13 protein-coding genes and 1 pseudogene are annotated in these 13,413 nt (G+C 71.9%); 11 read left to right on the forward strand and 3 right to left on the reverse strand.

Annotated elements, in window-relative coordinates:
* The first annotated feature begins 23 nt into the window (after nucleotides 1-23).
* Nucleotides 24-611, forward strand: coding sequence for a GNAT family N-acetyltransferase (locus ACFRAC_RS04625; RefSeq protein WP_382920590.1), 588 nt, complete (start codon nucleotides 24-26; stop codon nucleotides 609-611).
* Here ACFRAC_RS04625 and ACFRAC_RS04630 read toward each other — a convergent pair.
* Entirely contained in the window at nucleotides 601-1,284 is a 684-nt protein-coding gene (locus ACFRAC_RS04630) for a glycerophosphodiester phosphodiesterase (RefSeq protein WP_382920593.1), read from the reverse strand. The two genes, ACFRAC_RS04625 and ACFRAC_RS04630, sit on opposite strands and share 11 nt — an antisense overlap.
* 389 nt (nucleotides 1,285-1,673) lie before the next feature.
* On the opposite strand from ACFRAC_RS04630, the gene ACFRAC_RS04635 reads away from it, so the two are divergent.
* From ACFRAC_RS04635 to ACFRAC_RS04650, 4 genes and pseudogenes are all read left to right on the forward strand, one after another.
* Nucleotides 1,674-3,071, forward strand: coding sequence for a DUF6421 family protein (locus ACFRAC_RS04635; RefSeq protein ID WP_382920596.1), 1,398 nt, complete (start codon nucleotides 1,674-1,676; stop codon nucleotides 3,069-3,071).
* A 50-nt stretch (nucleotides 3,072-3,121) separates the two neighbouring features.
* On the forward strand, nucleotides 3,122-3,871 hold the full coding sequence (locus ACFRAC_RS04640) for an SDR family NAD(P)-dependent oxidoreductase (protein ID WP_382920599.1): 750 nt from the start codon (nucleotides 3,122-3,124) through the stop codon (nucleotides 3,869-3,871).
* The gene (locus ACFRAC_RS04645; RefSeq protein WP_382920602.1) at nucleotides 3,868-4,938 is read left to right on the forward strand and encodes a threonine aldolase family protein; all 1,071 of its coding nucleotides are present in this window, start codon (nucleotides 3,868-3,870) and stop codon (nucleotides 4,936-4,938) included. Before ACFRAC_RS04640 ends, ACFRAC_RS04645 begins: the two co-directional genes overlap by 4 nt.
* An 80-nt stretch (nucleotides 4,939-5,018) precedes the next feature.
* Nucleotides 5,019-5,366, forward strand: a pseudogene (locus ACFRAC_RS04650) (cytoplasmic protein); the annotation flags it as partial.
* A gap of 14 nt (nucleotides 5,367-5,380) precedes the next feature.
* Here the strand turns inward: ACFRAC_RS04650 and ACFRAC_RS04655 are convergent.
* Together ACFRAC_RS04655 and ACFRAC_RS04660 are read right to left on the reverse strand one after the other, a co-directional pair.
* A complete protein-coding gene (locus ACFRAC_RS04655) occupies nucleotides 5,381-6,115 on the reverse strand; it encodes a lysophospholipid acyltransferase family protein (protein ID WP_382920605.1) in 735 nt (244 codons plus the stop codon).
* Between the two features lie 186 nt (nucleotides 6,116-6,301).
* Complete coding sequence (locus ACFRAC_RS04660) at nucleotides 6,302-6,718, reverse strand: DUF4395 domain-containing protein (protein ID WP_382920608.1); 417 nt, start codon at nucleotides 6,716-6,718, stop codon at nucleotides 6,302-6,304.
* Between the two features lie 76 nt (nucleotides 6,719-6,794).
* Here ACFRAC_RS04660 and ACFRAC_RS04665 point away from each other — a divergent pair, with 76 nt between their 5' ends.
* From ACFRAC_RS04665 to ACFRAC_RS04690, 6 genes are all read left to right on the forward strand, one after another.
* Nucleotides 6,795-7,208 carry a TlpA family protein disulfide reductase gene (locus ACFRAC_RS04665; protein ID WP_382920611.1) on the forward strand — a complete coding sequence of 138 codons (414 nt, stop codon included), beginning with the start codon at nucleotides 6,795-6,797 and terminating at the stop codon, nucleotides 7,206-7,208.
* A gap of 210 nt (nucleotides 7,209-7,418) precedes the next feature.
* On the forward strand, nucleotides 7,419-7,928 hold the full coding sequence (locus ACFRAC_RS04670; RefSeq protein WP_382920614.1) for a flavin reductase family protein: 510 nt from the start codon (nucleotides 7,419-7,421) through the stop codon (nucleotides 7,926-7,928).
* A 242-nt stretch (nucleotides 7,929-8,170) separates the two neighbouring features.
* Nucleotides 8,171-8,959, forward strand: a complete 789-nt coding sequence (locus tag ACFRAC_RS04675) for an electron transfer flavoprotein subunit beta/FixA family protein (RefSeq protein ID WP_382920617.1) — start codon at nucleotides 8,171-8,173, stop codon at nucleotides 8,957-8,959.
* Between the two features lie 51 nt (nucleotides 8,960-9,010).
* Nucleotides 9,011-9,973, forward strand: coding sequence for an electron transfer flavoprotein subunit alpha/FixB family protein (locus ACFRAC_RS04680; protein WP_382920620.1), 963 nt, complete (start codon nucleotides 9,011-9,013; stop codon nucleotides 9,971-9,973).
* Between the two features lie 186 nt (nucleotides 9,974-10,159).
* Nucleotides 10,160-11,458 (forward strand): DUF6986 family protein, encoded by a 1,299-nt coding sequence (locus tag ACFRAC_RS04685; RefSeq protein ID WP_382920623.1) that lies wholly within the window; start codon nucleotides 10,160-10,162, stop codon nucleotides 11,456-11,458.
* Between the two features lie 147 nt (nucleotides 11,459-11,605).
* Nucleotides 11,606-13,411: a protein kinase gene (locus ACFRAC_RS04690; protein ID WP_382920625.1), complete on the forward strand. Its 1,806-nt coding sequence runs from the start codon at nucleotides 11,606-11,608 to the stop codon at nucleotides 13,409-13,411.
* Nucleotides 13,412-13,413: the final 2 nt, after the last annotated feature.

Genomic DNA, 13,413 nt, shown 5'->3' on the forward strand with positions numbered 1-13,413 from the left:
CCCGAGACGGGGGAGAACACACCATGGACACCGCCGCGCCCGACGCCCGTGCCGGGCTCGTCTTCCGCGACGCCACCGACGCCGACGTGGACACGCTGGTCGCGCTGATCGAGTCGGCCTACCGGGGGGACTCCAGCCGTGCCGGCTGGACGACCGAGGCCGACATCCTCAAAGGGCAGCGCACCGACCCCGAGGGCGTGCTGGAGGTCGTCAAGTCGCCCGACGGCCGGCTGCTCACCGTCGAGCGCGACGGCCGGACGGTGGCCTGCTGCCACCTGGAGCACCGCGGGGCGTACGCCTACTTCGGGATGTTCGCGGTGAGCCCGGAGCTCCAGGGCGCCGGTCTCGGCAAGGTGATCATCGCGGAGGCGGAGCGGCAGGCCCGGCTCACCTGGGGCGTGACCGAGATGCACATGACGGTGATCTCGGTGCGCAGCGAGCTGATCGCCTGGTACGAGCGGCGCGGCTACCGCCGTACGGGCCGGATGACGCCGTTCCCGTACGGCGACGAGCGCTTCGGCATCCCGCGGCGCGACGACCTCCAGTTCGAGCTGCTGGTCAAGGAGCTCGACCGGGTGGAGGGCACCCCGGCGCAGCCGGCTACGCGGTGAAGCGGCCGGTGCGCTTGATCTCCGGGTAGTCGGTGGTCGCGCCGTCCAGCTCCAGGGCCCGGACGAGCCGCAGGTGGTCCTGGGTGTTGACCACCCAGCCGATGACCCGGAGGTCGGCCTTGCGGGCGTGCTCGACCACCTCGAGGGTGAGGCGGCGGATGTTCAGGCAGACCGTCGCCGCGCCCGCGGCCACGGCACGGTCCACGACGTCGGTGCCGTAGCGGCTGGCGATCAGCGCGGTGCGCACCCCGGGCACCAGGCGGGCGATCTCGGCGACGGCGTCGTCGTGGAACGAGGACACCTCGACACGGGAGACGAGGTCCCGCTGGCTGATCACTTCGGCGAGCGCCCGGGCGGCGGCGACGTCCTTGATCTCGGCCTGGAGCGGCGTTCGTACCGCGTCCAGCACCTCTTCGAACACCGGTACGCGCTCCCCGCGGCCCGCGTCCAGGGTGCGCAGCTCGGCGAGGGTCTTGTCGGCGATGGCGCCGGTGCCGTCGGTCGTGCGGTCCACGTCGGTGTCGTGCATGACGACGAGGGCGCCGTCCTTGCTCAGGTGGAGGTCGAGTTCGATGACGTCGAGGCCGGCCTGCTGGGCGGCGACGAAGGAACGGAGGGTGTTCTCGGGTTCGAGACCCATGACTCCGCGGTGACCGATGGTAAGGAAGTTCAAGACTCAACTCGCTTCCGTCGACGGCGGCTCGGCACGCAGGCGAACCGGAGGGCACTGTTCGCGTGGCAGCCCGCAGCCTAATGGCCGGTGCGCGTGATGAGCCCCACATGTGCGCGGGGTTCGCGCTACGCGACGTGGCACGGCTGGCACACACGGCTCCGGGCCGTCACCCTGGGGTGGGCGAGTCTCGTGAGGATTGACCGGGGCTCCCTGGGTAGGAGGTGCATATGCCCATCCGGCGGCGTCTGAATCGCGTTCCTCGCGCCCCGCAGGAAAAAGTGCGGTGACCTTGAGGGTGCGCAGGATAATTTCCCGAGCCTCCTCTTGCTGGGAGGAACCTCGTATGTATACGGTCTCTTTACGCGAGGTTCTCCCGTGGAGGATGGGACATGACGGAAATTCTTGTGCAGGCGGCTTCGGGGGAGCAGGTTCCTCCCGTGACCAGGGTGGTGGAGCACCCGGCATGGCCCGTGCTCAAGGATGCCGTGGAGCGGATCCGGCCATGGCAGTGCAAGGACGGGTCGATCGACTTCTCGGCCGAGGGCGCGCCCGAGCGCGATGACGCCGAGACCGCCGTGCGGCGTGTCGTCGAGGCCGTCGAGGCGCTCTCCCCGCTCCTGCCGCACGACGCCGCCTACCACCAGGCCCTGGCGAAGGACCTGGCCCGCTGGGCCGAGGGCGGCTTCGGGGTACCCGACTTCCTCGACTCGCTGCTGGCCTTCCAGCCCGCCGCGAACCGCGCGGACGGCCTCCAGCACCTGGTCGTCTTCCCCATGTACACGCAGAACGGCAACCCCGACCGCAACCTCGAGGCGGTCGTCCTGCGCATGGTCTGGCCCGACTGGCTGGCCGAGCTGGAGCGCACCCGCTACGACAACCCGCTGTTCTGCGGCATCAAGTTCGAGGACTTCACCGCGGGCTACGACACCAACTCCGCGGTCCTCTTCCCGGAGACGATCGCCGTGCGCGAGGCGCCCGAGCGCTTCACCTGGGGCGGCATCTTCTGCGACCGCGAGGCCGCCCGCTTCCGCCGCGTCACCGACGCCGCCGTCGGCATCCTGGGCCTGGAGCTGCCCGAGGACATCGCCGCGCTGGTCCACGACCAGAAGCGCTGCGAAGAGGCCTTCGTCCTGTGGGACATGGTCCACGACCGCACCCACAGCCACGGCGATCTGCCGTTCGACCCGTTCATGATCAAGCAGCGCCAGCCGTTCTGGATGTACGGCCTGGAGGAGCTGCGCTGCGACCTGACCGCCTTCAAGGAGGCCGTCAAGCTCCAGGCGGACGGCGTCCCGCAGGCCCGTGACGTGCAGTACGCCGTGCTGTTCGACCGCATGTTCCGCTTCCCGGTCACCGGTGAGCGCGTGCGCAACTACGACGGCCTCGGCGGCCAGCTGCTCTTCGCCTACCTGCACAAGCACGACGTGGTCCGCTGGACCGACAACAAGCTGTACATCGACTGGGACCGCGCCCCGCAGGTCACCAACCAGCTGTGCGCCGACATCGAGAAGCTGTACCGCGAGGGCATCGACCGCCCGAAGCTCGTCCACTGGTTCGCCGGCTACGAGCTGGTCTCGACCTACCTGGCCCCGCACCCGGGATCCAAGTGGGCCAAGGGCCCCGACGCCCTCGACCTGAGCCAGCCGCCGCGGAAACTCGTCGATGACGTGCTTCCGGACGAGTTTCCGCTGAGCATGTTCTATGAGGCCCTGTCCAAGAAGCTCAAGAACGTGATCGCCTCGACCCGGGGTATCACCGCGGGCGACGCCGAGCGGATCGCCGCGTGAGCGACCGCGACACGGGCAACACGGCTCAGGCTGCTCAGGAGGCGAGGCGCATGGTGGGGAACGGTGCACTCAGCGGTGCGGTGATCGCGGTGGCCGGAGCGGGCGGACCCGCCGGCCGGGCGTCACTGCGACGGCTCGCCGAGGCGGGCGCCACCGTCGTCGGCGCGGACAACGACCCGGAGCGCCTCGCCGAGGCCGTGGACGCCGCGCGCTACGCCTGCGGCGGGGCGAGCGTGACGGGCGAGACGGTCGACCTGCTCGACCTGGAGTCCACCCGTGACTGGGCGCTGCGCACCGAGAAGGAGTTCGGGCGCGTCGACGGCGTGGTCCACCTCGTCGGCGGCTGGCGCGGCAGCGAGACCTTCATCAAGACCAGCCTCGACGACTGGGACTTCCTGGAGCTGCTGCTGATCCGCACCGTGCAGCACACCTCGCTCGCCTTCTTCGAGGCTCTCCAGCGCAGCGACCGGGGGCGCTACGTGCTGATCAGCGCGGCCGGCGCCACCAGGCCGACCGCGGGCAACGCGTCGTACGCCGCCGCCAAGGCCGCCGCCGAGGCGTGGACGCTCGCGCTGGCCGACGCCTTCCGCAAGGCCGGGGGCGCCGACGGTCCGACGTCGGCGGCTGCCATCCTGGTGGTGAAGGCGCTGGTGCACGACGCGATGCGCGCCGACCGCCCCAACGCGAAGTTCGCGGGCTTCACGGACGTCCACGACCTGGCCGACGCGGTCGTGGGCGTCTGGGACCGGTCCGCCGCCGAAGTGAACGGAAAGCGCCTGTGGCTGACCGAGAAGCCGTGAACCCTCCGAAGACCGACGCCCGTCGTCACCACGACCCGGACGTCCGCGGCTTCGCCAGCGACAACTACGCCGGCGCCCACCCGGAGGTGCTCGCCGCCCTGGCCCTGGCCAACGGCGGGCACCAGGTCGCCTACGGCGAGGACGCCTACACCGAGAACCTGCAGCAGATCATCCGCGGGCACTTCGGTGCCACGGCGGAGGCGTTCCCGGTGTTCAACGGCACCGGTGCCAACGTCGTCGCCCTCCAGGCGGTCACCGACCGCTGGGGCGCGGTGATCTGCGCGGAGAGCGCCCACATCAACGTCGACGAGTGCGGGGCGCCGGAGCGGGTCGGCGGACTGAAGCTGCTCACGGTGCCCACCCCGGACGGCAAGCTCACCCCCGAGCTGATCGACCGGCAGGCGTACGGCTGGGACGACGAGCACCGGGCGATGCCCCAGGTCGTCTCCATCACCCAGAGCACCGAGCTCGGCACCCTGTACACCCCGGCGGAGATCCGGGCGATCTGCGAGCACGCCCACGCGCACGGCATGACCGTGCACCTGGACGGCTCGCGGATAGCCAACGCCGCAGCCTCGCTGGACGTGCCCATGCGGACGTTCACCAACGCGGTCGGCGTCGACCTCCTCTCCCTCGGCGGCACCAAGAACGGAGCCGTCTTCGGCGAGGCCGTCGTCGTCATCAACCCCGACGCCGTCCGCCACATGAAGCATCTGCGCAAGCTGTCGATGCAGCTGGCCTCCAAGATGCGGTTCGTGTCGGTGCAGTTGGAGGCGCTGCTCGCCAAGGACCTGTGGCTGCGCAACGCCCGCCACTCCAATGAGATGGCCCAGCGGCTCGCCGAGGGCGTACGCGCCGTCCACGGGGTGGAGATCCTGCACCCCGTGCAGGCGAACGCCGTCTTCGCCCGGCTTCCCCACGAGGTGGCCGAGCGGCTGCAGAAGAAGTTCCGCTTCTACTTCTGGGACGAGGCGGCCGGCGTCGTGCGCTGGATGTGCTCCTTCGACACACGGGAGGACGACGTCGACGCCTTCGTGGCGGCGCTCAAGGAGGAGATGGCCCGCTAGGGCTCTCCGCTCGAAGGAACAGGCCGGCGAACCACGCCAGCCTGTTCGCGTACCGTGGGCGGGTCCGGCACCCCACCGCACCCCGAGGCGGCGACGACCCTCTCCCTGACCGTGTCCGACGCGGTCCGCGCCCTCGCGCCCGGCTTCACGCCCGTCGCGACTTCGTGACCGTGGCCGGCGGCGAGGCGACGGTCGGCCACCCGGACGCGGGCGAGGTCGTGGGGCACGGCGACGCGGGCGTCACCTGCCGCCGCTGGAACCGGCGCCAGGGCCCGCGCACGCGGCTCACCGAGGAGACGACCTCGGACGTCTTCCTGCTGGAGGGCATGGCGCCGGTGCCGGTCGCCGAGGTCGAGCGGGCGGCGGCCGAACTGACCGAGCCACTGCGGAGGTCCAGCCCCGGCGCCGACGTCACCGTCCGCCCGTAGCGGCCTGCCGCGTTCTAGCCGGCGGCGCTCTCCGCCGCGCGGACCTGCTCCGGGGTCGGAGCGGTGCCGCCGAGGTGCGCCGGCATCCACCAGGTGTCGTTCGCGTCCTTCGGGCGCACCGGGTAGGCGCGCTGGGCGGCCTCCAGCAGTTCCTGTACGCGCTCGCGCAGCTGGCGGGTGATGGCCCCGGCGTACTTCTCGCGGGACGCCTCAATGGCCTCGCCGACCCGCATGGTGATCGGGATGTGGCTGCGCTTGAAGTTGCGCGGGTGGCCCTTGGTCCACAGCCGCTGGGTGCCCCAGACGGCCATCGGGATCAGGGGCACGCCGGCCTCCTGGGCCAGCCGGGCGGCGCCCGACTTGAAGCTCTTCAGCGTGAAGGACGGCGAGATGGTGGCCTCCGGGAAGACCCCGACGACCTCGCCGGCCCGCAGCGAGTCCAGCGCGTGCGCGAACGCCGCCTCACCCTGCTTGCGGTCCACGGGGATGTGCTTCATGCCCCGCATCAGCGGGCCGGAGATCCGGTGCCGGAACACCGACTCCTTGGCCATGAAGCGCACGAGCCGCTTCTGGGGGAGCGCCGCCAGGCCGTTGAAGACGAAGTCCAGGTAGCTGATGTGGTTGCTCACCAGCACGGCGCCGCCCGAGCGCGGAATGTTTTCCGACCCCTTGCAGTCGATCTTGAGGTCCCACACCTTGAACAGTGTCTGGGCGAAACCGACGACAGGACGGTAGACAAGCTCTGCCATGGACGAGGTGGACCCTTCCTTCAGTGCCTGGGAAGGAAGCTCCCAGAGGAAAGTTACGCAGCCGTAGGTTTACGGCTTGTGGCTGATCGTGCCCGAAGAACGGCCGACGGCCAAGCCCAAGCGCCCGGAAGCCGCGAGATCCTCGTCACGTCACCCCTTGATCCACCTCGTGCTTTTGATCGTCCTTTACCCGGCGCGCACCGTCAGCCGCCGTACGAGCAGGTACATCTCGCACCCCAGGCAGTACCCGAAGGCCGCGTTCAGGAACGCGGCCGCCAGCGCGGCGCCGGTGGCCGCCAGGCCCAGCCACTGCAGGCCCAGCGCGTAGCCGACGAGTCCGAGGCCCGCGAAGACGAGCCCGACCGCCTGGGCGAAGCGCGGCGGCTCCGGCGCCTCGAAGGCGGTCGGCGGCCCGAGTCGCGGCCGCACCACCCGGCGGAACAGCACCCCGTACGGCGAACGCCCCACGCCGCCCGCGGCGCCGAGCGCGAACGCCAGCGTCTGCCAGGCGAGCAGCCAGGCGCTCCCGGTTATCAGGACGACCGCGAGCACCACGGTCGTCACGGCCGCTCCGAAGCGCGGCCCTCTCACGTCGATGTCCATGAATCAAGCATTCCGCATAGGAGCGCGTCTCGGGAGGTGGGAATCTTTGCAGTCTTGTGAATGCTTGAGCAGGGTGATGACCGGACTCATGGTGTGCGTGGCGGTGCTCGCGGTGGCGAGTGTGTACGGAATGCTGCATCGGCGGCGGAGCGGGAGGGTAAGGGTGCGCGGGCGCGACGACGGGAAGCGGCTCGGCGCGAGCGAGCTGGGTGGCGAGCTCGGAGAGCGCGCGACGCTCGTGCAGTTCTCCAGCGCCTTCTGTGCCCCCTGCCGGGCCACCCGGCGAGTGCTGGGCGAGGTCGCCGGCATGGTGCCGGGTGTCCGCCACATCGAGATCGACGCCGAGGAGCACCTCGACCTCGTGCGTCAGCTCGACATCCTCAAGACGCCGACCGTGCTGGTCCTCGACGCCGAGGGCGCCGTGGTGCGGCGGGCCACCGGGCAGCCCCGCAAGGCCGACGTGATCGCGGCTCTGGGCGAGGCGGTCTGAGGGGCCGTGATGCCGAGGGTGAGTCATCTCCCACATGCCGGAACGCACTTGACTGCGCGGACCATCTATCGTCAGCCTGACCGTATGTGTGAGGAACTCCTTCTCTTCGGACGGGCCCCCGCCGACCCGGCCCGCACGGTGGGCGCGCGCTGTCCGGGCTGTTGACGCGCCACGGATCGCCCCCGACTCCCCTCGCAGAAGGACAACTCCATGACGGCCTCTCCCGGCCTGGAATCCGCTCAGCTCGCCTCCCCCGATCTGCTCCGCTCCGTCTTCCGGCGCCATGCCGCCGGTGTGGCGGTGATCACCGCCCGCGGTGAGAGCGGGCCCGTCGGCTTCACGGCGACCTCCCTCAGCTCCGTCTCCGCGGAACCGCCGATGCTCTCCTTCGGCGTGGGTGCCGGCGCCTCCAGTTGGCCGGCCATCGCCGCGACGGACCACGTCGGCGTCCACATACTCGGCGAGCACCAGCAGGACCTGGCCGCGACCTTCGCCCGCAGCGGCGCCGACCGCTTCGGGCCGCCCACCGTCTGGAGCGAGGGCCCCGAGGGGGTCCCGGTGCTCGACGGGGTGCTCGCGTGGATGGTGTGCCGGGTGGTGGCGCGCGTCCCGGCGGGCGACCACCGCATCGTGCTGGCCGAGGTCGTCCTCGGGGACCCCTCCGGGCAGGGCCGCCCCCTGCTGTACCACCAGGGCCGGTTCAACGGGCTGCGTGACTGAGGTCACCGCCGCGGTGTGACCGAGGAAGCGCTCGGCGTGTTCTGCGGAGCCGTCGGATTCCGATTACGCTGCGTTGCAAAGGTCACAGTTCAAAGCGCTTGCTTAGCGGGAACGAACTGTATGTACTGACGAGTAATATTTCGCTCGGAGCGCGGGTCGCCCCGATCGGGATCGGCCGCTTGGGGCGCCTATGCTGCCTGCAAGAGGCAGCAGAGAAAAGTCGACGCAGTAGGAGAGCCGGCGTGAGCTTGAGGATCGTTGTCACTGTGAAGTACGTGCCCGACGCCACTGGCGACCGGCACTTCGCCGATGACCTGACCGTCGACCGGGACGACGTGGACGGTCTGCTCTCCGAGCTCGACGAGTACGCGGTCGAACAGGCGCTGCAGATCTCCGAGAACTCCGACGACGATGTCGAGGTCACCGTCCTGACCGTGGGTCCGGAGGACGCCAAGGACGCCCTGCGCAAGGCGCTGTCCATGGGTGCCGACAAGGCCATCCACGTCGAGGACGACGACCTGCACGGCACCGACGCCATCGGCACCTCCCTGGTGCTGGCCAAGGCGATCGAGAAGGCCGGCTACGACCTGGTCGTCTCCGGCATGGCCTCCACCGACGGCACCATGGGCGTCGTCCCGGCCCTGCTGGCCGAGCGCCTGGGCGTCCCGCAGGTCACCCTGCTGTCCGAGGTCTCCGTCGAGGACGGCACCGTCAAGGGCCGCCGCGACGGCGACGCCGCCTCCGAGCAGCTGGAGGCCTCCCTGCCGGCCGTCGTGTCCGTCACGGACCAGTCGGGCGAGGCGCGCTACCCCTCCTTCAAGGGCATCATGGCCGCCAAGAAGAAGCCGGTGGAGTCCTGGGACCTGTCGGACCTCGACATCGAGGCCGAGGAGGTCGGTCTCGAGGGCGCCTACACCGTGGTCGACGGCGCGGCCGAGCGTCCGGCCCGTACCGCCGGCACGATCGTCAAGGACGAGGGCGAGGGCGGCAAGCAGCTCGCCGAGTACCTCGCGAGCCAGAAGTTCATCTAAGGCTCGACACGCCGACCGCCCCTCAACTTCGTTTCGCAGGAGAGCAATCCCATGGCTGAAGTTCTCGTCTACGTCGACCACGTGGACGGTGCCGTCCGCAAGCCCACCCTGGAGCTGCTGACGCTGGCCCGCCGTGTCGGCGAGCCGGTCGCCGTCGCGCTGGGCAACGGCGCCGGTGACACCGCCGCCACCCTCGCCGAGCACGGTGCCGTCAAGGTCCTCGCCCACGAGGCCGCCGAGTACGCCGACTACCTGGTCGTGCCGAAGGTCGACGCCCTGCAGGCCGCCGTCGAGGCCGTCTCCCCGGCCGCCGTGCTGGTCCCGTCCTCCGCCGAGGGCAAGGAGATCGCCGCCCGTCTGGCGCTGCGCATCGGCTCCGGCATCATCACCGACGCCATCGACCTCGAGGCCGGCGACGAGGGCCCGGTGGCCACCCAGTCGGTGTTCGCCGCCTCCTTCACCACCAAGTCCCGTGTCTCCAAGGGTGTCCCGGTCATCACGGTCAAGCCGAACTCGGCCGCCGTGGAGGCCGCCCCGGCCGCAGGCGCGGTCGAGGCCCTCTCGGTGACCTTCTCCGACAAGGCCACCGGCACCAAGGTCACCGCGCGCACGCCGCGTGAGTCGACCGGCCGCCCGGAGCTGACCGAGGCCGCGATCGTGGTCTCCGGCGGCCGTGGCGTCAACGGCGCCGAGAACTTCGCGATCATCGAGGCGCTCGCCGACTCCCTCGGCGCGGCCGTCGGTGCCTCGCGTGCCGCGGTGGACGCCGGCTGGTACCCGCACACCAACCAGGTCGGCCAGACCGGCAAGTCGGTCTCGCCGCAGCTGTACATCGCCTCCGGCATCTCCGGCGCGATCCAGCACCGCGCGGGCATGCAGACCTCGAAGACGATCGTGGCGATCAACAAGGACGCCGAGGCCCCGATCTTCGAGCTGGTGGACTACGGCGTCGTCGGCGACCTCTTCGACGTCGTCCCGGCCCTGACCGAGGAGGTCAAGGCCCGCAAGGGCTGATCCCCACCCGGCACACCGAGGCCCCCGTGACCGTTTTCCGACGGTCACGGGGGCCTCGTGCGTCGGATGATGGACAGGAGCGTGCGACCCTGCGGCCGTGGACACGGTGTTGACCAGGGCGGAGCACTCCCGATACCGTTATTCAACAGATTGTTGAACCGTAGGGCGGCAGCGGAGGGCGTGGGAATGGGCCGGCAGGAGAAGGTGACGACGAGCCTCGCGGGTGCCGTCAGCGAGGAGATCGACGCCTCCCTCGCCCCCGTCGACGCCGAACTGGAGCGCCGGTACCCCGGAGACCCCCGCACCCGTCAGCCCGTCCACACCGTCTACGTCCCCGGCGACGTCTTCGCCGCCGGCACCGTGCGCTCCTGGGGCGACCGGGCCCTCGCCGCCCTCGACGAACACGCCCCCGACGCCGCGTCCTTCGCCGCCGTGCTCGGCCTCCCCGACGCACTCGCCGAGCCGGTGTACACACGGGTCCGCGCCAAGCTGGAGCGCGAGCCCGTCGAAGACCTGCGGGTCGACTTCGAGGACGGCTACGGCTCCCGTCCCGACGCCGAGGAGGACGAGGCCGCCGCCCGCGCGGCCCGGCTGATCGCCCAGGCGTACCGGGACGGGACGGCCGCCCCGTACATGGGCATCCGCATGAAGTGCATGGAGGCGCCCGTCCGCGCCCGGGGCACCCGCACCCTCGACATCTTCCTCACCGGCCTCATGGAGGCCGGCGGGCTGCCCGGCGGACTGGTCCTCACCCTGCCCAAGGTCACCTACCCCGAGCAGGTCACCGCCATGGTGCGGCTCCTGGAGGAGTTCGAGAAGGCACACGGCCTGGACACCGGCCGGATCGGCTTCGAGATCCAGATCGAGACCAGCCAGGCCATCCTCGCCGCCGACGGCACCGCCACCGTCGCCCGCATGATCCAGGCCGCCGGGGGCCGTGCCACCGGACTGCACTACGGCACCTTCGACTACAGCGCCTGCCTCGGCGTCTCGGCAGCCCACCAGGCCAGTGACCACCCGGCCGCCGACCACGCCAAGGCGGTCATGCAGGTCGCCGCGGCCGGCACCGGCGTGCGCGTCTGCGACGGATCGACGAACGTCCTGCCCGTCGGCCCGACCGAGCAGGTGCACGCGGCATGGCGGCTCCACTACGGCCTCGCCCGCCGCGCCCTCGCCCGCGCCTACTACCAGGGCTGGGACATGCACCCCGGCCACATCCCCACCCGCTACGCGGCCGTCTTCGCCTTCTACCGCGAGGGGTTCGAGCAGGCCGCCGCCCGGCTCGCCCGGTACGCCGACCGGGCCGGCGGCGACGTCATGGACGAGCCCGCCACCGCCAAGGCACTCGGCGGCTATCTGCTGCGCGGCCTGGACTGCGGCGCTCTCGACATCGGCGAGGTGGCCCGGCTCACCGGTCTGACCCGCGCCGACCTGGAGGGCTACGCCTCACCCCGACGCGGCGACCTGACGGCGTCCGGGAGCTGAGGCCCGCGCCCCGCCGTCCGCGGTCGCTTTGGCGCACGCACACCGTCCGCCGGGCCCCCGGGCGCCCGCCCACGGTGACCCCGGCGTCGTACGCGCCCCGTAGGCTGTACGGCACGCGCAAGGACGGGCCACAGGAACGGGGTTGCGGTGTCTTCGGGGGAGAGCGGGCAGACGGAGGAGCCCGGCCGGATGCTGGCCGGACGCTACCGGGTGGTGGCACAGCTCGGACGCGGCGGCATGGGCGTCGTCTGGCGGGCGGTCGACGAGGTCCTCGGCCGCGAGGTGGCCGTCAAGGAACTGCGCACCTATTCCGACGCCGCGGGTCCCGAACTCGCCGACCTCCGGCTGCGGATGCGGCGCGAGGCGCGCGCGGCCGCCCGGATCCGGCACTCCGGCGTCGTCGCCGTGCACGACATCGCCGAGGTCGACGGCCGCCCGCTCATCGTCATGGAACTGGTCGACGGCCCCTCCCTGGAGGCGGTGCTGCGGGAGCGCGGCACCCTCGACCCGTACGAGGCGGCGGGGATCGGCGCGAAGGTCATGGACGCGCTGGCCGCCGCCCACCGGGCCGGCGTCCTGCACCGGGACGTCAAACCCGGCAACATCCTGCTGGAGGCCTCCGGCCGCGTCGTCCTCACCGACTTCGGCATCGCGACGATGGACGACCCCGGCGACGGCTCCGCGACCCAACTGACCCGCACCGGGCAGCTCGTGGGCTCACTCGACTTCCTGGCGCCCGAGCGGGCCCAGGGCGCCGCACCGGGCCCCTCCTCCGACGTGTGGGCGCTCGGCGCCACGCTGTACGCCGCCGTCGAGGGCTCCGCGCCCTTCCGCCGCACCTCGACCTTCTCCACGCTCACCGCGATCGTCGGCGAGCCCCTGCCCGCACCCCGTCGGGCCGGGCCCCTCACCCCCGTCCTGGAGCGGCTGCTGGACAAACGGTCCGAGGCCCGTCCCGAGGCCGAGGAGGCACGCGACCTCCTCCGGGCGGTGGCGGACTCCGGTACGGACACCCCGACGACCGCCCTGCGCGGCCTGTCCCCGTCCGGCACAGGGCCGGCGCGCGAGCGGACGGCGGCGGACGTGTCGGGGGCCGGCCCCGGCGTCCCCGCCTCGGATCTGCCCGGCGCCCCGCGCTTCGGGCCGGCAGCCCAGGGCGCCGACGGTCCCACGACTCCGGGAACTCCGGCGGCACAGGGGTTCGCCCCGGCCGGACAGCCGTACCCCGGACCGCCGCCGCACGACCCGGGCGCCACCGGCCCCCTGACCGGCTCCTCCGGCACCCGGCCGCGGCACCGGGGCCGCGCGCTGCTCGCCGCCGCGGCCGTCGCCGTCGTCCTCGCCGCGAGCGGCATCACCGCCGCCCTGCTGAACCACCACGACGGCAAGGCCCCGGCCGCGGCGGGCGGCAGGACGTCCCCGACGGCGACCGGCCCGGCCGTCCGGGCGAACGGCAGCCCGGAGGCCGACCGCGCGGGCGACTCCGGGCTGACCGAACGGGACGCCTCCACGTCCCCCGCCACGACCGGCGACCCGAGCCGGCCGGCGGACCGGAAGCCCGCCGAGCGGCCCGGCGGCGCGTCGCCGACCAGGACCGCGGGCGGCGGTGCCCCCGGCACGGGCGGGGACGACGGCGGGGCGAAGCCAGGGGACACCCCCACCACGCCCGCCGCGGCCTGCCGGCCCATCGGCGGCGGCCGGTACAACTGCGAGGTCTGGAAGACGGCGGACTCCTACACCGCCTCCGGCGCCAAGGCCGGAGTCCTCAACGCGGGCACCAACTACTTCTACTGCCAGCAGAACCTCGGCCGCCGCGAGACGTCCGGCCGGTGGACCAACGTCTGGTGGGCGAGGACCGACGACGACAGCGGCAACACCGGGGTCTTCGTCAGCGACGTCTACATCAAGGGCGGCGACAACGACGCACCGGTCCCCGGCCTCCCCGTCTGCTGACC

The sequence above is a fragment of the Streptomyces sp. NPDC056628 genome (assembly GCF_042792555.1).
Lineage (GTDB): Bacteria > Actinomycetota > Actinomycetes > Streptomycetales > Streptomycetaceae > Streptomyces.

Bases quoted from the DNA above. Each gene is read 5' to 3' on its own strand.
- ACFRAC_RS04660 (WP_382920608.1), bottom strand. From the start codon at position 6,718: ATGGACATCGACGTGAGAGGGCCGCGCTTCGGAGCGGCCGTGACGACC.
- ACFRAC_RS04680 (WP_382920620.1), top strand. From the start codon at position 9,011: ATGGCTGAAGTTCTCGTCTACGTCGACCACGTGGACGGTGCCGTCCGC.
- ACFRAC_RS04655 (WP_382920605.1), bottom strand. From the start codon at position 6,115: ATGGCAGAGCTTGTCTACCGTCCTGTCGTCGGTTTCGCCCAGACACTG.
- ACFRAC_RS04670 (WP_382920614.1), top strand. From the start codon at position 7,419: ATGACGGCCTCTCCCGGCCTGGAATCCGCTCAGCTCGCCTCCCCCGAT.
- ACFRAC_RS04635 (WP_382920596.1), top strand. From the start codon at position 1,674: ATGACGGAAATTCTTGTGCAGGCGGCTTCGGGGGAGCAGGTTCCTCCC.
- ACFRAC_RS04665 (WP_382920611.1), top strand. From the start codon at position 6,795: ATGACCGGACTCATGGTGTGCGTGGCGGTGCTCGCGGTGGCGAGTGTG.
- ACFRAC_RS04640 (WP_382920599.1), top strand. From the start codon at position 3,122: ATGGTGGGGAACGGTGCACTCAGCGGTGCGGTGATCGCGGTGGCCGGA.
- ACFRAC_RS04625 (WP_382920590.1), top strand. From the start codon at position 24: ATGGACACCGCCGCGCCCGACGCCCGTGCCGGGCTCGTCTTCCGCGAC.
- ACFRAC_RS04685 (WP_382920623.1), top strand. From the start codon at position 10,160: ATGGGCCGGCAGGAGAAGGTGACGACGAGCCTCGCGGGTGCCGTCAGC.